The organism is Xanthomonas sp. NCPPB 1826 (assembly GCF_056725285.1).
This window is the reverse complement of record NZ_CM161521.1, coordinates 3,200,160-3,216,577: the sequence shown is the minus strand read 5'-3', so window position 1 is coordinate 3,216,577 and position 16,418 is coordinate 3,200,160. Positions and strand designations below refer to the sequence as shown.

The following is a 16,418-nucleotide window of genomic DNA, read 5'->3' as shown; positions in this document are numbered from 1 at the left end:
CCTGAGCGGCAGGCCTTCCTTTCGACTTCCCGACTTCAACTGCAGATATCCGTATGAGCGCCCGCATCCCGACCCTGGACATCACCCGTTTCGACAGCGACCGCGACGCCTTCGTCGCCGAGCTCGGCGCGGCTTATCGGCAGTGGGGCTTTGCCGGCATCCGCAACCACGGCATCGCGCAGGCCGACATCGACGCGGCGTATGACGTGTTCAAGGCGTTCTTCGCACTGCCCGAAGAGGTCAAGCGTCGCTATCACGTGGAAGGCAGCGGCGGTGCGCGCGGCTACACCGCGTTCGGCGTGGAGACCGCCAAGGATTCCAAGCATTTCGATCTGAAGGAGTTCTGGCACATCGGTCGCGAGATCGCGGACGATTCGCCGTACCGCGCGGTGATGGCGCCGAACCTGTGGCCCGAAGAAGTCCCCGGCTTCCGTGAGCGCGGCTATCGCCTGTACCAGCAGCTGGACCACCTGGGCTCGCGCGTGCTGTCGGCATTGGCGCTGCATATCGGCCTGCCGCAGGACTATTTTGTCGACAAGACCAACAACGGCAACTCGATCCTGCGGCCGATCCACTATCCGCCGATCACCAGCGACGACATCCCCAACGTGCGCGCCGGTGCGCACGGCGACATCAATTTCATCACCCTGCTGGTCGGCGCCAGCGCGGCCGGTCTGGAAGTGCGCTCCAACGATGGCGAGTGGGTGCCGTTCACTGCCGACGCCGACACCATCGTGGTCAATATCGGCGACATGCTGCAGCGCCTGACCAACCATGTGTATCCGTCCACCATCCATCGCGTGGTCAACCCGCCGGGCGAACAGGCGCGCAAGCCGCGCTATTCGGTGCCGTTCTTCCTGCATCCCAATCCGGATTTCCTGATCGACGTGCTGCCTTCGTGCATCACCGCCGACAATCCGAGCCGTTATCCCGAGCCGATTACCGCGCACGGTTTTCTGGAAGAACGTCTGCGCGAGATCAAGCTGAAGTAATCCGTTCGCAGCCGCGACAGCGCAGCCAGCGGCTGCGCTCGCAGCATCGGCAATGACCTCCGCCACAGTTTGATTCATAAAATTCCGCTGGCGGCTGGTTAAAGCTTGCATTCACCTCAGCCGATAACCCAGTCTGATCGCTAGCGCGACGTCGGATTCGCCTGGCGTGCGCTGCCGATTGCACTAGGCTTGGGGGGCGCATGCGGACGCAGTGGTTCAAACGGATCGGCCCGGTTGCGGGGTTGCTGGCGTATTGCGCCGCAAGCTGTGCGTTGGCGACGCCGCTCAGCGTCACCGTTGTCGATGCCAACGGCATGTTGGTCGATGCGGTAGTGAGTCTGGAGCCGGCACGTCCGGTGGCCGCCGGCGGGACGCCCAGAACCGTCGAGATGGACCAGGTCAACTCGCAGTTCGTGCCTGCGGTGCTGGCGGTGCGCACCGGCACCCTGGTGCGGTTTCCCAACAACGACCAGATTCGCCATCAGGTCTATTCGTTCTCTGCCGCAAAGCGGTTCGAGTTGCCGCTGTTCCAGGGCAGCACTGCCGCGCCGGTGCGCTTTGACCAGGCTGGGCTGGTGACGGTGGGTTGCAATATCCACGACTGGATGCTGGGCTATATCGTGGTGGTGGACACGCCGTATTTCGGCAAGACCGGCAGCGACGGTCGCGTGCAGCTGGATGCGCCGGCAGGCAACTACACCTTGCGGGTCTGGCATCCGCGCATCAAGGGCGCCGCGCTCGCCGCGCCGGTGGCGCTTGCGCGCGAGGCCGTGCAACGGCGCGTGACCTTGCAGACCAGCGGCCCCGTACCAGCGGTGGCACCTCCGGATGCGCGGGTGCGCGCGCTGCAGGACAAGTTCCGCCGCGCCGACCCGCAGAAGCCCAAGCCATGAAGGCCATGCGCCTGCATACCCGCATCGCGGCGTTTCTGGTGCTGGTCGTGCTCGCCACGCAGGCGTTGACCTTCATCGCGGTGCAGGTCGCCACCGAGCGCAGCGTCAAAGCGCAACTTGGCGAAGAGCTGCAGATCGGCGAGCGCGTCTGGCAACGCATCAATCTGCGCCGCGACGAACAGCTGATGCAGTCGGCCTCGGTGCTGGCCGACGACTTCGGTTTCCGCGCGGCCGTGGCCAGCGGCGATGTGCCGACCATGCAATCGGCATTGCGCAACCACGCCGCGCGCATGTCGGCGCAGACCGCGCTGCTGCTGGCGCCGGATGGCGAATTTTTGACCGGGCTTGCCGATCTGCCGCAAGCCGAACAGCTGCGCGCAGTGCAGACCCTGCTGCAGCAGGCGCAGCGCGATGGGCGCGCGGTTGGCGTGGTCGCACTGGACCAACGCATCGTGCGGCTGGCGGTGGTGCAGGTACTGGCACCGAGCCGGGTGGGCTGGATCGCGATCGGCAACGAATCCGGCGACGGTCTCGCGCAGGATTTCCGTTCCACCACCGGGCTGGATGCGACCTTCTTCACCGATGGTCCGCCGGTGCGGGTGCTGGCGTCCACGTTGGAGCCGGCCGCGCGCGCCGAGTTCGCGCAGCAGTTGCCGACCGCCGAACGCGCACAGGGCGCGGCGGTCGCGTTGACGCTGGCCGAGTCGCGTTACCTGGTCAAACTGCAGTCGATCCAGGGCGACAGCCATGTGCGGGTCGCGCTGCAGGCCTCGCTGGATCGCGCGGTGGCGCCGTACCGCGTGCTCAAGTTGCGCATCCTGCTGCTGGCGGGCCTGGCCACGGCTGCGGCGCTGGGTGTGGCGATCTTCCTGGCGCGCAGCGTCAGCAGGCCGGTCGCGCAGCTGGTACAGGCAGCGCGGCGCATCCAGCGCGGCGACTACCACACCGCGGTCGAGGTGCCATCCGGGCGCGAACTGGCCGAGTTGGCCGACAGCTTCGGTCGCATGCAGCAGCAGATCGCCAGCCGCGAGCAGCACATCCTGCATCAGGCGCGCCACGATGCCCTGACCGGTCTGCCCAATCGCATCTGGTTGCTGGAGCGGCTGAAGGACGTGGTGGAGCAGACCGTGGCCTCCGGCGGCACGGCCGCAGTGCTGATCCTGGATCTGGAACGTTTCAAGGAACTCAACGACAGCCTGGGCCACGATTTCGCTGACCAGGTCCTGGTCGAAGCAGGCCGCCGCCTTGCCGACGTGGTGCAGGAACCCAATCTCGTCGGGCGGCTGGGCAGCGACGAATTCATGGTGGTGGTGGCGCAGACCGACGTCACCACCGTGCAGCAGGATGCGCAGCGCTTGCTGCTGCAGTTGCGCCGCCCGCTGGCGCTGCCGCAGGCGCGCATCCAGCTGGAGGCCAGCATCGGCATCGCCCTGATTCCCGAACACGGCGCCGATCCGGACACCTTGTTGCGGCGCGCGGACATCGCACGGCGCCAGGGCGGCAACGTCACCACCGTCGGCGCCAGCGTGTATCGCCTGGGCCAGGACGAGCAGCATCTGCGCCGGCTGCGCCTGACCGGCGATCTGCGCCAGGCCATCGGCGGCAACGAGCTGACCTTGCGCTTCCAGCCCAAGATCTGCCTGCGCAACGATCGCGTCGAACAGGTCGAGGTGCTGGTGCGCTGGCAGCATCCGGTGCTCGGGGCGATCGGCCCGGACGAATTCATTCCGCTGGCCGAGCACTCCGGCGTAATCCATCCCTTGACCCGCTTCGTGCTGGACGAGGCGCTGCGCTGCCAGGCGCAATGGCGCAGGCAGGGGCTGGAACTGGGCATGGCGATCAATCTCTCCGCGCTGGATCTGTCCGATCCCGGCCTGCCGGATTACGTGCGTGGCCGTCTGGAGCATCACGCGGTGCCGGCGCAGTCGGTGACGCTGGAACTGACCGAAAGCGCGCTGATGCGCGATGTCGAATCGGCGCTGCACATGTTGCATCAGCTGCGCAGCGTCGGCGTGCGCCTGTCCATCGACGACTTCGGCACCGGCTATTCCTCGTTGGCGCAACTCAAGCGCATGCCGGTGAACGAATTGAAGATCGACAAGAGCTTCGTCATGCAACTGGCCGAGGGCACCGACGATGCGTTCATCGTGCGCAGCACGATCGATCTCGGGCACAACCTGGGCTTGAGCGTGATCGCCGAAGGCGTGGAGAACGCCACCGCGCTGGGGCTGCTGCGCGGTTATGGCTGCGACATGGTGCAGGGCTATCTGTATTCGCCGCCACTGGAAGAAGTGCCGCTGGTCGCCTGGTGCATGCGGCAACTCGATCTGGCGCCGGCGGCGCAGGCAGGAGTGCATCGATGAGCAAATGGCGGGGCGCGCTGCTGTCTGCAGCGCTGGCCGGGCTGGCCAGCGCACCCGCGTCGGCGATCGCCGGCGACGGGCGCCTGCTCGCCACCGGTGGCGTGTCGATGATCGAAGGCAGCAGCGGTGGCGGCATCGTGCCGTGGGCCACGCTGTCGGGCTACGGCACCCGCGACGAACTCGGCAGCGTGCTGTTCGCCACGCATGTGGACAGCGGCGATTACCGGCTCGACGTGCAGGGTGCCGCGCTGACGGTCGGCAACCGGCTGGAACTTTCGCTGGCGCGGCAACGGCTGGATCTGGGCACCCTGCAGGACCGGCTGGGCCTGCCATGGAATGCGCTTGGCCAGGACGTGTTCGGCGCCAAGCTGCGGGTCTACGGCGATCTGGTCTACGGACATGCGCCGCAGGTCAGCGTGGGCGTGCAGTACAAACGCCTCCGCAATGGCACGCTGCCGCTGGCGATCGGCGCGCGCGACGATCACGGCACCGATGTGTATGTCAGTGCCAGCCGGTTATTTCTGCAGGCCGCGGGCGGCTATCAACTGCTGCTCAACGGGACGCTGCGCGCGACCCGCGCCAATCAGACCGGCTTGCTCGGTTTCGGCGGCGATCGCCGCAACGCCTATCGGCTGGTTGGCGAAGCCAGCGCCGCCGTCGTGCTGTCGCCGGCGTGGGTGGTCGGCGTGGAATATCGCGACAAGCCCGACAACCTCGGCTTCGCCCGCGAGCAGGCCTGGGCGGATGCATTCGTGGCCTGGTTTCCCAGCAAGCATGTGTCCCTGACCGCGGCCTGGGCCGAGCTTGGCGACATCGCCACACTCACCGACCAACGCGGTCCCTATCTTTCCCTGCAGGTGGCGTTCTGATGAATCGACGGCTGCGCTGGCCCTTGCTGTGCATGCTGGCGCTGATGAGTGCCTGCGCCACCACGCAACCGCGCCCCACGCTCTACGACGAACTCGGCGGGCAGGCTGGGATCGAAGCGCTGGTGGAAACCATGCTGTCGCGCATCGCCGACGACCAACGCATCGTCGACAAGTTCGCGCGCGTCAACATCGTGATGCTCAACGAGCGCCTGGTGCAGAAGTTCTGCCATGTCGCCGACGGCCCGTGCCCGGATACCGCCAAGTCGATGCAGCAGGCGCACGCGCACCTGGCCATTCGCGAAGGCGACTTCAATGCGCTGGTGGAGGATCTGAACTGGGCGATGGATCAGCGCAAGATTCCGCGCCGCACGCAGAACCGTCTGCTGGCGCGGTTGGCGGCCATGCACGGCGAAATTGTCAATCACTGAGGCTGTCGCATCGCTACCGCGCGCAGCGATGGGCGCGCGTGGTCGCTGCTCGTAACACCATGTTTCCAGCCACGGGCTGCGGCTGTGGGCGGCGCCGTTCACAGCATCCGACGTCCGCTCGCGACGTATTGCCAGTCGCCCTGCGCTGCAGACAGGAGGGAGGCCGCGGCCGGTACCGGTGGTGACCATGGCAACGGACAAGCGGGCAGTTGCAAGCGGCGCGCGGTCACGGGTGTGTGGCTGCGCAGGCAAGACGCTGCAGGCAGCCGATGCGCCGCCGCCTCTCACTGCAACGGACGCACTCGCTGCGATCCGCGCGCCATCAGGCGCAGTGCGAGCGCATGCGGCATCACGCGCAAGGCCGCATTGACCAGGCGATAGCGCCAGCCCGGCACGGCCAGCACCTGGCCGCGTTCCAGCGCGGCAATGCCGTACTCGGCCACGTCGTCGGCCTGCAGCCACGCCCAGCGGGGCAGGGTGGACATCGCCGCGCGGGTGCCGGTGACATCGTGAAACTCCGACCAGGCAAATCCGGGACACAGCGCGCAGACCTTGACTGCGCAGTCGGCATTCTCCAGTGCCAGTGATTCGCTGAAGCGCAGCAGGAAGCTCTTGCTGGCTGCATACAGCGTCTGCCCGTCGGCACTCGGCGTCAGTGCGGCGAACGAGGCCACATTGAGGATCCGGCCCTGGCCGCTGGCGCGGATCATCGGCAAGAGCCGCCAGGTCAGCTCGCACACCGCGCCCACCATCACTTGCAGAAAGCGTGCATGCGTGGCCCAGTCGTTGTGTAGATAGCGGCCCGGCACGCCGTAGCCGGCGTTGTTGACCAGGGTGCCCACCGTCCAGCCATTGCGCTGGATCTGCGCAACCAGTGTTTCGACCGCGGCGGGATCGCCCAGATCGGCCGGCACCACTTCCACCCGCACCAACGGCCGCAACTCTTCGGCCAGCGCCTGCAGCCGGTCGACCCGGCGCGCGGTCAGGATCAGCGGCACGCCACGCCTTGCGTAGGCACGCGCAATCTCGCGGCCGATGCCGCTGGAGGCGCCGGTGACCAGCGCGAAGACAGGCAAAACGGACATGGCAGGTTCCTGCTGGAGGAGGGGGAGGACAGGCAACGGACAGAAGTGTGCCGGCTGCCGACAGGGCATGGGCTATTCTGTCGCCTGTCTTCCACTCAGGAACCTGCGCCTGATGCGTCGAAAGATCGTTGCCGGAAATTGGAAGCTGCATGGCAGCCGCGCCTTCGCCACCGAACTGGTGGCCCAGATCGCCGCGCACATGCCCCTGGAGGGTGTCGATGTCGTCATCCTGCCGCCACTGCCTTACCTGGGCGACCTGATCGAGGATTTCGAGGAGCACCATCTGTGTTTCGGTGCCCAGGATGTCAGCAGTAACGAGAAGGGCGCCTATACCGGTGAAGTCTCGGCCACGATGCTGGTCGATGTCGGCGCCGAGTACGGGCTGGTCGGCCACTCCGAACGGCGCCAGTACCATCGTGAGAGCAGTGAGCTGGTGGCGCATAAATTCGCCGCCGCCATGCATGCCGGCCTGATCCCGGTGCTGTGTGTGGGCGAGTCGCTGGAGCAGCGCGAGGCCGACCAGACCGAGGCGGTGCTGCGCGCCCAGCTCGAGCCGGTGCTGGCGCTGGTGGGCAGCGCGGGCTTTGCCCGCGCCGTGCTCGCTTACGAGCCGATCTGGGCCATTGGCACCGGCCGCACCGCCAGCCCGGAGCAGGCGCAGGCGGTGCACGCGTTCCTGCGTGGCGAAGTCGCGAAGGCGGATGCTAGAATCGCCGATTCTCTGCCCATCCTGTACGGGGGCAGTGTCAAGCCCGATAACGCCAGCGAGCTGTTTGCGCAGCCCGACGTCGATGGCGGGCTGGTCGGAGGCGCCTCGCTGGTCGCCGAGAATTTCCTGGCCATCGCGCGTGCGGCGGCCGCTTGTTAACCCATTAAGTTTTGTCCGGGGACGGATTTCGAAATGCTGATGTTGATCCTCAATGTGGTCTACGTGCTGGTCGCGCTGGCGATGATTGCGCTGATCCTGATGCAGCGTGGTGCGGGTGCGGCAGCCGGTTCCGGCTTCGGCGCCGGCGCGTCGGGCACCGTGTTCGGCTCGCAGGGCGCGTCGAACTTCCTGTCCAAGTCGACCAAGTGGCTGGCGGTGGTGTTCTTCAGCATCAGCCTGTTCATGGCGTGGTACGCCACCCACGGCGCACGTCCGACCGACCAGAACCTGGGCGTGATGTCGCAGTCGGCCACCCCGGCGCCTGCCGCCGCGGGCGAGCTGACTCAGCCGTTGCCGCAGGCGCCGGCCGCCGGCGCAGTCCCGACCGCTCCTTCGCAGCCAGTGCCTGCCGCAACTCCGGCTGCAACGCCGGCGCAGTCCGCACCGGCACAGCAGGTGCCCGCGGCACGCGAAGAAAACGCTTCAGAACCAGCACAAAAACGCTGAAGCCGGTTACAATACGCTGCGCACTGGGATGCCCAGCGGCGTAACGTATGCCCAGGTGGCGGAATTGGTAGACGCACTACCTTGAGGTGGTAGCGACTTAGGTCGTAGGGGTTCGAGTCCCCTCTTGGGCACCATTGTTTGGCTGCAGTTCCTGCGCATCGCTGGTCGCGCGCGGGGTCTGCCTATACCCCATGCCGGCACGCGGCGCGTGCGGGCAGAGGCAAGAGAGAATCGCTGTGCTGGCCGAATATTTGCCGAGTCTGCTGTTTCTGATCGTCGCCACCGGTATCGGCATCGTGCTGATGCTGGTCGGTCGATTCCTCGGTCCGCGTAGTCCGGACCCGCGCAAGCTCTCGCCTTACGAGTGTGGCTTCGAAGCCTTCGAAGACGCGCGCATGAAGTTCGACGTGCGCTACTACCTGATCGCGATCCAGTTCATCGTGTTCGATCTGGAAATCATCTTCATCGTGCCGTGGACGCAGGTGTTCATGGAGATCGGCGCACGTTCGCTGGTCACCATGGGCCTGTTCGTCGGCATGTTGTTCCTCGGCTTTATCTACGTGTGGAAGAAGGGAGCGCTGGAATGGGAGTGATTCAGACCCTGGATCGTCTGATGACCAACCCGATGCCGGAAGGCCGGGTGGAAGACATCCTGCGCCCGGAAGGCGAAAACCCGCTGCTCGAGAAGGGCTACGTGACCACCAGCGTCGATGCGCTGCTGAACTGGGCGCGTACCGGCTCGATGTGGCCGATGACCTTCGGCCTGGCCTGCTGCGCGGTCGAGATGATGCATGCCGGCGCCGCGCGTCTGGATCTGGACCGCTACGGCGTGGTGTTCCGCCCGTCGCCGCGCCAGTCCGACGTGATGATCGTGGCCGGCACGCTGGTCAACAAGATGGCCCCGGCGCTGCGCAAGGTCTACGACCAGATGCCGGACCCGAAGTGGGTCATCTCGATGGGCAGCTGCGCCAATGGCGGCGGCTACTATCACTATTCGTATTCGGTGGTGCGCGGTTGCGATCGCATCGTGCCGGTGGACATCTACGTCCCCGGTTGCCCGCCGACCGCCGAGGCGCTGGTATACGGCATCCTGCAGCTGCAGAAGAAGATCTGGCGTACCCAGACCATCGCGCGCTGACACCCGTCTTCTTCTACTGAGAGCAGCCAAGCCCCCATGGCAGAGCAAGCATCTTCCTTCACTGACCGACTTGCGGCACGTTTCGCCGGTGCGCAGATCGCCGTGGCATTGCCGCGCGGCGAAGTGACGCTGGAAGTCGCTGCGGCCGATTGGCACGCCACCTGTCTGGCCCTGCGCGACGAGCTCGGTTTCGAACAGCTCAGCGACCTGTGCGGCGTCGATTACCTGGGCTACGGCAGCGACGAGTGGGATACCGCCGACGTGTCGTCGCAGGGCTTCAGCCGCGGCGTCGAGGGCAAGGCCGTCGGTCGTTTCGCCTGGGGCGAATTTCCCAGCCAGGAAAGTTCCGACGGCGCCCATCCGCAGCACATGCCCAAGCAGCGTTTTGCGGTGGTCGCGCAGCTGATCTCCTACCAGCACAACCAGCGTCTGCGCGTGCGTTGCTACGCACCGGACGAGCAGGTGCCGGTGGTGGCCTCGTTGACCGATATCTGGCCCGGCGTGAATTGGTTCGAACGCGAAGCCTTCGACCTGTTCGGCATCGTCTTCGATGGCCATCCGGACCTGCGCCGCATCCTGACCGACTACGGATTTGTCGGCCATCCGTTTCGCAAGGATTTCCCGCTGATCGGCAATGTCGAAGTGCGTTACGACGATGAGCGCAAGCGTGTCGTGTACGAGCCGGTGACTTCGGTCGAGCCGCGCGTCGGTGTGCCGCGCGTGATCCGCGACGACGCCCGTTATGAGACTGCCGCTGGTGAAGTGGGCAAGTCGGAGACCGCCAAGTGAGTGAGTTCCGCCAGGCAACCGATGCCTTCGCGAGCAATCCTGTCGAAAGCAAGCAGGAAATCCGCAATTACACGATGAACTTCGGCCCGCAGCATCCTGCGGCGCACGGCGTGCTGCGCCTGATCCTGGAAATGGACGGCGAGACCGTGGTGCGTGCCGATCCGCATATCGGCCTGCTGCACCGTGGCACCGAGAAGCTGGCCGAATCCAAGCCGTTCAACCAGTCGGTTCCATACATGGACCGCCTGGATTACGTGTCGATGATGTGCAACGAGCACGCCTACGTGCGCGCGATCGAGTCCCTGATGGGCATCGAAGTGCCCGAGCGTGCGCACTACATCCGCACCATGTTCGACGAGATCACCCGCATCAAGAACCACCTGATGTGGGTCGGTTCCAACGCGCTCGACCTGGGCGCGATGGCGGTGATGCTGTACGCGTTCCGCGAGCGCGAAGAATTGATGGACGTCTACGAGGCGGTCAGTGGTGCGCGCATGCACGCTGCCTACTACCGTCCCGGCGGCGTGTATCGCGATCTGCCCGATCGCATGCCCAAGTACAAGGAATCCCGCTGGCACAAGGGCGGGGCACTGAAGAAGCTCAATGCAGCGCGCGAAGGCTCGATGCTGGACTTCCTCGAGGATTTCACCAATACGTTCCCGTCGCGTGTGGACGAGTACGAGACGCTGCTGACCGATAACCGTATCTGGAAGCAGCGTACCGTCGACGTCGGCATCATCAGCCCGGATCTGGCGCGTGCCTGGGGCATGACCGGCCCGATGCTGCGTGGCTCGGGCATCGAATGGGACCTGCGCAAGAAGCAGCCGTACGCCAAGTACGACGCGGTGGAGTTCGACGTGCCGGTCGGCACCAATGGCGATTGCTACGACCGCTATCTGGTACGCGTGGCCGAGATGCGCGAGTCCAACCGCATCATCAAGCAATGCGTGAAGTGGCTGAAGGCCAACCCCGGCCCGGTCATGGTCACCAATTTCAAGGTCGCTCCGCCAAGCCGCGAAGGCATGAAGGACGACATGGAAGCGCTGATCCATCACTTCAAGCTGTTCAGTGAAGGCTACTGCGTGCCGGCCGGCGAAACCTATTGCGCGGTCGAAGCGCCCAAGGGCGAGTTCGGCTGCTACCTGATGTCCGATGGCGCCAACAAGCCGTTCCGCGTGCATCTGCGCGCGCCGGGCTTTGCGCATCTGTCGTCGATGGACGCGGTGGTGCGTGGCTATCTGCTGGCCGACGTCGTGGCGATGATCGGTACTTACGATTTGGTTTTCGGTGAGGTTGACCGATGAAGGCGACGGGTAATTTCGAGGCGGCGCGCGACGTCGATCCGCAGGTGGTGCTGAGCGACAAGACGCGCGCGCACATCGATCACTGGTTGAGCAAGTTCCCGCCCGATCGCAAGCGTTCGGCCGTGCTGCAGGGCCTGCACGCTGCGCAGGAGCAGAACCAGGGCTGGCTGACCGACGAGCTGATTGTCGGCGTGGCCAAGTATCTGGACCTGCCGCCGGTGTGGGCCTACGAGGTCGCCAGCTTCTATTCGATGTTCGAGACCGAGAAGGTCGGCCGCCATAACGTGGCGTTCTGCACCAACATCAGCTGCTGGCTCAACGGCGCCGAAGACCTGTTGGCGCACGCGGAGAAGAAATTGGGTTGCAAGCTGGGGCAGTCGACGGCCGATGGCCGCGTCTACCTCAAGCGCGAAGAAGAGTGCCTGGCGGCCTGCTCTGCGGCGCCGATGATGGTCATCAACGGCCATTACCACGAGCACCTGACGAAAGAGAAGGTCGACGCGCTGCTGGACGGGCTGGAGTAAGACATGGCACATCATCACGCACCCTCAGGCCCGGTCGGTCCGGCGCCGTTGCCGCATCAGGTCGTCTACACGACGCTGCACTACGACACCCCGTGGTCGTACGAGAGCTATCTGAAAACCGGTGGCTACGCCGCGCTGCGCAAGATCCTCGAAGAGAAGATCGCGCCGGCCGACGTCATCGAGATGGTCAAGGCGTCCAACCTGCGCGGCCGTGGCGGCGCAGGCTTCCCGACTGGCTTGAAGTGGTCGTTCATGCCCAAGGGCACGATGCAGAAGTACATCCTGTGCAACTCGGACGAATCCGAGCCGGGCACCTGCAAGGACCGCGACATCCTGCGTTACAACCCGCACTCGGTGGTGGAGGGCATGGCGATCGCCTGCTACGCCACCGGCTCGACGGTGGGTTACAACTATCTGCGTGGCGAGTTCCACCACGAGCCGTTCGAGAACTTCGAGCTGGCGCTGGCCGATGCCTATGCCAACGGCTGGCTGGGCAAGAACATCCTCGGCAGCGGCGTGGATATCGATATCTACGGTGCGCTGGGTGCCGGCGCCTACATCTGCGGCGAAGAAACCGCGCTGATGGAATCGCTGGAAGGCAAGAAGGGCCAGCCGCGCTACAAGCCGCCGTTCCCGGCCAACTTCGGCCTGTACGGCAAGCCGACCACCATCAACAACACCGAGACCTATGCGTCGGTGCCGGCGATCATTCGCAACGGCCCGGAGTGGTTCCTGGGGCTGAGCAAGACCAAGAACGGCGGCCCGAAGATTTTCTCGGTGTCCGGCTGCGTGCAGAAGGGCGGCAATTTCGAAGTGCCGCTCGGCACCACCTTCGACGAACTGCTGGAAATGGCCGGTGGCCTGCGTCCGGGCCGCAAGCTCAAGGGCGTGGTGCCTGGCGGCGTGTCGATGCCTGTGCTGAAGGCCGACCAGGTCGCCGGGCTGCAGATGGACTACGACACCTTGCGTGCGCTCGGCACCGGCCTGGGGTCGGGTGCGATCGTGGTGCTGGATGACAGCGTGTGCTGCGTGCGCTTTGCCTGCCGCATCTCGCAGTTCTTCCACAAGGAATCCTGCGGCCAGTGCACCCCGTGCCGCGAGGGCACCGGCTGGATGCACCGCGTGCTGGAGCGCATCGTTGCCGGCAAGGCAACCATGGAAGACCTGCATCAGCTGCGCACCGTTGCCGGCCAGATCGAAGGACACACCATCTGTGCCTTCGGCGAGGCGGCGGCGTGGCCGATCCAAGGCTTCCTGCGCCAGTTCTGGGACGAGTTCGAGTACTACATCGTCAACGGTCGTTCGATCGTCGACACGCACGTCGGAGTGGCCGCATGAGCGCCCAACCAGTGAACCCCAGCGTGCCACCGGACCATGTCACCGTCGAGATCGACGGCCAGTCCCTGGTGGTGCCGAAGGGTTCGATGATCATCCAGGCGGCCGACAAGGCCGGCATCCCGATCCCGCGTTTCTGCTACCACGAGAAGCTGCCGATCGCGGCCAACTGCCGCATGTGCCTGGTGGACGTCGAGAAATCCCCGAAGCCGTCGCCTGCCTGCGCCACGCCGGTGATGGACGGCATGAAGGTCACCACGCGTAGCGAAAAGGCGCTTAAGTACCAGCGCAGCGTGATGGAATTCCTGCTGATCAACCATCCGCTGGACTGCCCGATCTGCGATCAGGGCGGCGAGTGCGAGCTGCAGGACGTGTCGCTCGGTTACGGCCGTTCGGTCAGCCGCTTCAACGAGCGCAAGCGCGTGGTGCCGGACGAGGACATCGGTCCGCTGGTCGCCACCGAAATGACCCGCTGCATCCAGTGCACGCGTTGCGTGCGTTTCACCGCAGACATTGCCGGCACCTACGAGCTGGGTGGCATGTATCGCGGCGAGAACCTGCAGATCGGCACCTACGACGGCAAGCCGCTGACCACCGAAATCTCCGGCAACGTCATCGACGTCTGCCCGGTCGGCGCGCTGACCAATAAGGTGTTCCAGTTCCGTGCGCGTCCGTGGGAGCTGATGGCGCGCGAGTCGCTCGGCTACCACGATGCGATGGGCTCGAATCTGTTCCTGCACGTGCGTCGCGGCGAAGTGCTGCGCACCGTGCCGCGCGAGAACGAGGCGGTCAACGAGTGCTGGCTGTCCGATCGCGATCGTTATTCGCATCAGGGCCTGTATGCCGAAGACCGTGCGGTCAAGCCGCTGAAGAAGGTCAACGGGCAGTGGACCGAGGTGAGCTGGGCCGAAGGACTGGCCGCCGCGACGCAGATCCTGCGTGACAACGCCGGCGATCAGCTCGGTGTGCTGGTGCATCCGTCCACCTCCAACGAAGAGGGCGCCTTGCTCGCACGTCTGGCCGAAGGCCTGAACAGCGGCAATCTGGATCACCGCCTGCTCAACCGTGATTTCTCCGATGCCGCGGTGGCCCAAGCGTTTGCCACGCCGCTGGCCGAGATCGAGCGCGCCGATGTGGTGGTGCTGTTCGGCACCAACGTACGTCACGAGCTGCCGTTGCTGCATGCCCGCCTGCGTAAGGCCAGCATCCAGAACGGGACGAAGATCCACTCGGTCAACCCGGTCGATTTCGATTTTGCCTTCACCCAGGCAAGCCGCACGGTCGTTGCGCCGTCGCAGCTGGCCGGTGCCCTGGACGATGCGGCGTTGCGCGATGCGGTCAAGGGCGCCACGCGCGCCGTGATCGTGGTCGGCGCACTGGCTGAAAACCAACCGCAGGCTGCCGCATTGCGTGCCGCTGCACGCGACTTTGCCGCTGCAACCGGCGCCTCGCTGTGCCGCATCCCGCAGGGTGCGAACGCGGTCGGTCTGGTGTCGCAGGGTGTGCTGCCGACCGCACGCGATGTCGCCGGCATGCTGGCGCATCCGCGCCAGGCCTACGTGCTGTATGGCATCGAGCCGGGTCTGGATTTCGCCGATGCCGCCGCTGCACGCAGCGCCTTGGCGGGTGCCAAGGTGGTCGCGTTCAGCCAGTTTGCCTGTGCCTCGACGCGCGACGTGGCCGATGTGATCCTGCCGATCGGTGCGCTGCCGGAAATCGACGCATCGCTGACCAATCTGGATGGCCGCGTGCAGACCGCACGTGCCGCCGGTCGCCTGCCGGTCGAAGCCCGCGAAGGTTGGCGCGTACTGCGTGCACTTGGTGGCGAACTGGGTCTGGCCGGTTTCGAATTCATCGATCTGGTCGGCCTGCGTGCCGGCATGCAGAACCGTTCCGTCAGCCCTGTCGCCTCGGCACAGCCGGCTGCGAGCAGCGACGGGCTGGAAGTTGCCGCCACCGCTGCGATCTATCGCACCGATGCGGTGGTGCGTCGCGCCGCCGCGCTGCAATCGCATCCGCTCAACATCGCGCCGTGTGTGGCGATGCATCCGGAGCAGGCTGCGCAGTTGCAGGTCGGCGCTGGTCAGATGGTCAAGGTCGGTACCGACGCCGGTAAGGCGACGTTGCCGGTAGTGCTGGACAAGCGCGTCGCACCGGGCACGGTGTGGATCGAATCCGGCCATGGCGCAACCGCGCCGCTCGGTGCCGGTCGTGTAACGGTGGTGGCTGCATGAACGAATTGCTGTTGAACCTGGTCGATCCCTTGCACCAGTGGTTTGTCGGTCTGGGCGATGGCGGCGTGGTGCTGTGGACCGTGCTGAAGATCCTGCTGATCACCGTGCCGGTGATCGTGTCGGTGGCCTTCTACGTGGTCTGGGAGCGCAAGCTGATCGGCTGGATGCACGTGCGTCACGGGCCGATGTACGTGGGCATGGGCATCTTCCAGGCCTTCGCCGACGTGTTCAAACTCCTGTTCAAGGAGATCGTGCAACCGAGCAGCTCGCACAAGGCGATGTTCATCATCGCGCCTTTGCTGACCCTGGCACCGGCCTTCGCGGCCTGGTCGGTGGTGCCGTTCGACGCGCAGCTGGTGCTGTCCAACGCCAACGTCGGTTTGCTGTATCTGCTGGCGATGACCTCGCTGGGCGTGTACGGCATCATCCTGGCCGGCTGGGCGTCCAACTCCAAGTACGCGTTCCTGGGTGCGATGCGCTCGGCCGCGCAGGTGGTCAGCTACGAAATTGCGATGGGCTTTGCGCTGGTCGGCGTGATGATCGCCTCCGGCAGCGTCAACCTGAGCCAGATCGTGTTCGCGCAGGCGGGCAGCTCCGGCTTCTTCGACTGGTTCCTGATTCCGCTGTTCCCGTTGTTCATCGTGTACTGGGTGTCGGGCGTCGCCGAAACCAACCGCGCGCCGTTCGACGTGGTGGAAGGCGAATCGGAAATCGTCGCCGGTCACATGGTGGAGTACTCGGGCGGTGCGTTCGCGCTGTTCTTCCTGGCCGAATACGCCAACATGATCCTGGTCAGCTTCCTGATCTCGATCTTCTTCCTCGGCGGCTGGTTGAGCCCGATCCAGGGTTGGGTCAACGCGGATATCTCGCCGTGGATCGACTGGTTGTGGAAGGGCGGTTGGCCGTGGCTGCTGATGAAGGTGTTCTTCTTCGCCAGCGCCTACATCTGGTTCCGTGCCAGCTTCCCGCGCTACCGCTATGACCAGATCATGCGTCTGGGCTGGAAGGTGTTCATTCCGCTCACGATCGTGTGGATCGCAGTGACGGCGTTGATGGTGTTTTACGGCGTGATCCAGAAGGGCGTGTAAC

Annotated in this window: 16 protein-coding genes and 1 tRNA gene; 16 read left to right on the top strand and 1 reads right to left on the bottom strand. The window is 65.3% G+C overall.

The window, feature by feature from the left end; genetic code table 11:
• Window positions 1–53: 53 nt before the first annotated feature.
• The 5 genes from AC1PLA_RS13600 (at window position 54) to AC1PLA_RS13580 (ending at window position 5,545) form a co-directional block, all read left to right on the top strand.
• Window positions 54–992: an isopenicillin N synthase family dioxygenase gene (locus AC1PLA_RS13600; protein WP_039816401.1), complete on the top strand. Its 939-nt coding sequence runs from the start codon at window positions 54–56 to the stop codon at window positions 990–992.
• Window positions 993–1,192: 200 nt separating this feature from the next.
• Window positions 1,193–1,885 (top strand): methylamine utilization protein, encoded by a 693-nt coding sequence (locus AC1PLA_RS13595; protein ID WP_016902986.1) that lies wholly within the window; start codon window positions 1,193–1,195, stop codon window positions 1,883–1,885.
• Window positions 1,882–4,248 carry a putative bifunctional diguanylate cyclase/phosphodiesterase gene (locus tag AC1PLA_RS13590; protein ID WP_047124253.1) on the top strand — a complete coding sequence of 789 codons (2,367 nt, stop codon included), beginning with the start codon at window positions 1,882–1,884 and terminating at the stop codon, window positions 4,246–4,248. The genes AC1PLA_RS13595 and AC1PLA_RS13590 overlap by 4 nt, the downstream gene beginning before the upstream one ends.
• Window positions 4,245–5,117, top strand: a complete 873-nt coding sequence (locus tag AC1PLA_RS13585; RefSeq protein ID WP_024937985.1) for a DUF3034 family protein — start codon at window positions 4,245–4,247, stop codon at window positions 5,115–5,117. Before AC1PLA_RS13590 ends, AC1PLA_RS13585 begins: the two co-directional genes overlap by 4 nt.
• Window positions 5,117–5,545 (top strand): group I truncated hemoglobin, encoded by a 429-nt coding sequence (locus tag AC1PLA_RS13580; RefSeq protein ID WP_016902989.1) that lies wholly within the window; start codon window positions 5,117–5,119, stop codon window positions 5,543–5,545. Before AC1PLA_RS13585 ends, AC1PLA_RS13580 begins: the two co-directional genes overlap by 1 nt.
• Before the next feature lie 284 nt (window positions 5,546–5,829).
• Here the strand turns inward: AC1PLA_RS13580 and AC1PLA_RS13575 are convergent, their stop codons facing one another.
• Entirely contained in the window at window positions 5,830–6,630 is an 801-nt protein-coding gene (locus tag AC1PLA_RS13575) for an SDR family NAD(P)-dependent oxidoreductase (protein ID WP_481104736.1), read from the bottom strand.
• 112 nt (window positions 6,631–6,742) lie between these two features.
• On the opposite strand from AC1PLA_RS13575, the gene tpiA reads away from it, so the two are divergent.
• The 11 genes from tpiA to nuoH all read left to right on the top strand — a co-directional run bounded on the left by tpiA (window position 6,743) and on the right by nuoH (window position 16,417).
• Complete coding sequence (tpiA, locus tag AC1PLA_RS13570) at window positions 6,743–7,498, top strand: triose-phosphate isomerase (RefSeq protein WP_481106200.1); 756 nt, start codon at window positions 6,743–6,745, stop codon at window positions 7,496–7,498.
• A 33-nt stretch (window positions 7,499–7,531) separates the two neighbouring features.
• Window positions 7,532–8,005, top strand: coding sequence for a preprotein translocase subunit SecG (gene secG, locus AC1PLA_RS13565; protein WP_024937981.1), 474 nt, complete (start codon window positions 7,532–7,534; stop codon window positions 8,003–8,005).
• A 49-nt stretch (window positions 8,006–8,054) separates the two neighbouring features.
• Window positions 8,055–8,139: transfer RNA gene (locus tag AC1PLA_RS13560), tRNA-Leu, on the top strand.
• 102 nt (window positions 8,140–8,241) lie between these two features.
• Window positions 8,242–8,598: an NADH-quinone oxidoreductase subunit A gene (locus AC1PLA_RS13555; protein ID WP_003485539.1), complete on the top strand. Its 357-nt coding sequence runs from the start codon at window positions 8,242–8,244 to the stop codon at window positions 8,596–8,598.
• The gene (locus AC1PLA_RS13550) at window positions 8,589–9,143 is read left to right on the top strand and encodes a NuoB/complex I 20 kDa subunit family protein (RefSeq protein WP_016944318.1); all 555 of its coding nucleotides are present in this window, start codon (window positions 8,589–8,591) and stop codon (window positions 9,141–9,143) included. Before AC1PLA_RS13555 ends, AC1PLA_RS13550 begins: the two co-directional genes overlap by 10 nt.
• Window positions 9,144–9,179: 36 nt before the next feature.
• Window positions 9,180–9,932 (top strand): NADH-quinone oxidoreductase subunit C, encoded by a 753-nt coding sequence (locus AC1PLA_RS13545; RefSeq protein WP_024937980.1) that lies wholly within the window; start codon window positions 9,180–9,182, stop codon window positions 9,930–9,932.
• Complete coding sequence (locus AC1PLA_RS13540; protein WP_016902995.1) at window positions 9,929–11,236, top strand: NADH-quinone oxidoreductase subunit D; 1,308 nt, start codon at window positions 9,929–9,931, stop codon at window positions 11,234–11,236. Before AC1PLA_RS13545 ends, AC1PLA_RS13540 begins: the two co-directional genes overlap by 4 nt.
• A complete protein-coding gene (nuoE, locus tag AC1PLA_RS13535) occupies window positions 11,233–11,760 on the top strand; it encodes an NADH-quinone oxidoreductase subunit NuoE (protein WP_016902996.1) in 528 nt (175 codons plus the stop codon). Before AC1PLA_RS13540 ends, nuoE begins: the two co-directional genes overlap by 4 nt.
• A 3-nt stretch (window positions 11,761–11,763) precedes the next feature.
• On the top strand, window positions 11,764–13,098 hold the full coding sequence (nuoF, locus tag AC1PLA_RS13530) for an NADH-quinone oxidoreductase subunit NuoF (RefSeq protein ID WP_024937978.1): 1,335 nt from the start codon (window positions 11,764–11,766) through the stop codon (window positions 13,096–13,098).
• Window positions 13,095–15,329, top strand: a complete 2,235-nt coding sequence (gene nuoG / locus AC1PLA_RS13525; RefSeq protein WP_481104735.1) for an NADH-quinone oxidoreductase subunit NuoG — start codon at window positions 13,095–13,097, stop codon at window positions 15,327–15,329. Before nuoF ends, nuoG begins: the two co-directional genes overlap by 4 nt.
• Window positions 15,326–16,417 carry an NADH-quinone oxidoreductase subunit NuoH gene (gene nuoH, locus AC1PLA_RS13520; protein WP_039522183.1) on the top strand — a complete coding sequence of 364 codons (1,092 nt, stop codon included), beginning with the start codon at window positions 15,326–15,328 and terminating at the stop codon, window positions 16,415–16,417. The genes nuoG and nuoH overlap by 4 nt, the downstream gene beginning before the upstream one ends.
• The last annotated feature ends 1 nt before the right edge of the window (window position 16,418 follow it).

What these genes read in the sequence shown, in the direction of transcription:
- AC1PLA_RS13600 (WP_039816401.1), top strand. Translation starts at nt 54, where the DNA reads ATGAGCGCCCGCATCCCGACCCTGGACATCACCCGTTTCGACAGCGAC.
- AC1PLA_RS13595 (WP_016902986.1), top strand. Translation starts at nt 1,193, where the DNA reads ATGCGGACGCAGTGGTTCAAACGGATCGGCCCGGTTGCGGGGTTGCTG.
- AC1PLA_RS13590 (WP_047124253.1), top strand. Translation starts at nt 1,882, where the DNA reads ATGAAGGCCATGCGCCTGCATACCCGCATCGCGGCGTTTCTGGTGCTG.
- AC1PLA_RS13585 (WP_024937985.1), top strand. Translation starts at nt 4,245, where the DNA reads ATGAGCAAATGGCGGGGCGCGCTGCTGTCTGCAGCGCTGGCCGGGCTG.
- AC1PLA_RS13580 (WP_016902989.1), top strand. Translation starts at nt 5,117, where the DNA reads ATGAATCGACGGCTGCGCTGGCCCTTGCTGTGCATGCTGGCGCTGATG.
- AC1PLA_RS13575 (WP_481104736.1), bottom strand. Translation starts at nt 6,630, where the DNA reads ATGTCCGTTTTGCCTGTCTTCGCGCTGGTCACCGGCGCCTCCAGCGGC.
- tpiA (WP_481106200.1), top strand. Translation starts at nt 6,743, where the DNA reads ATGCGTCGAAAGATCGTTGCCGGAAATTGGAAGCTGCATGGCAGCCGC.
- secG (WP_024937981.1), top strand. Translation starts at nt 7,532, where the DNA reads ATGCTGATGTTGATCCTCAATGTGGTCTACGTGCTGGTCGCGCTGGCG.
- AC1PLA_RS13550 (WP_016944318.1), top strand. Translation starts at nt 8,589, where the DNA reads ATGGGAGTGATTCAGACCCTGGATCGTCTGATGACCAACCCGATGCCG.
- AC1PLA_RS13545 (WP_024937980.1), top strand. Translation starts at nt 9,180, where the DNA reads ATGGCAGAGCAAGCATCTTCCTTCACTGACCGACTTGCGGCACGTTTC.
- nuoE (WP_016902996.1), top strand. Translation starts at nt 11,233, where the DNA reads ATGAAGGCGACGGGTAATTTCGAGGCGGCGCGCGACGTCGATCCGCAG.
- nuoF (WP_024937978.1), top strand. Translation starts at nt 11,764, where the DNA reads ATGGCACATCATCACGCACCCTCAGGCCCGGTCGGTCCGGCGCCGTTG.
- nuoG (WP_481104735.1), top strand. Translation starts at nt 13,095, where the DNA reads ATGAGCGCCCAACCAGTGAACCCCAGCGTGCCACCGGACCATGTCACC.
- nuoH (WP_039522183.1), top strand. Translation starts at nt 15,326, where the DNA reads ATGAACGAATTGCTGTTGAACCTGGTCGATCCCTTGCACCAGTGGTTT.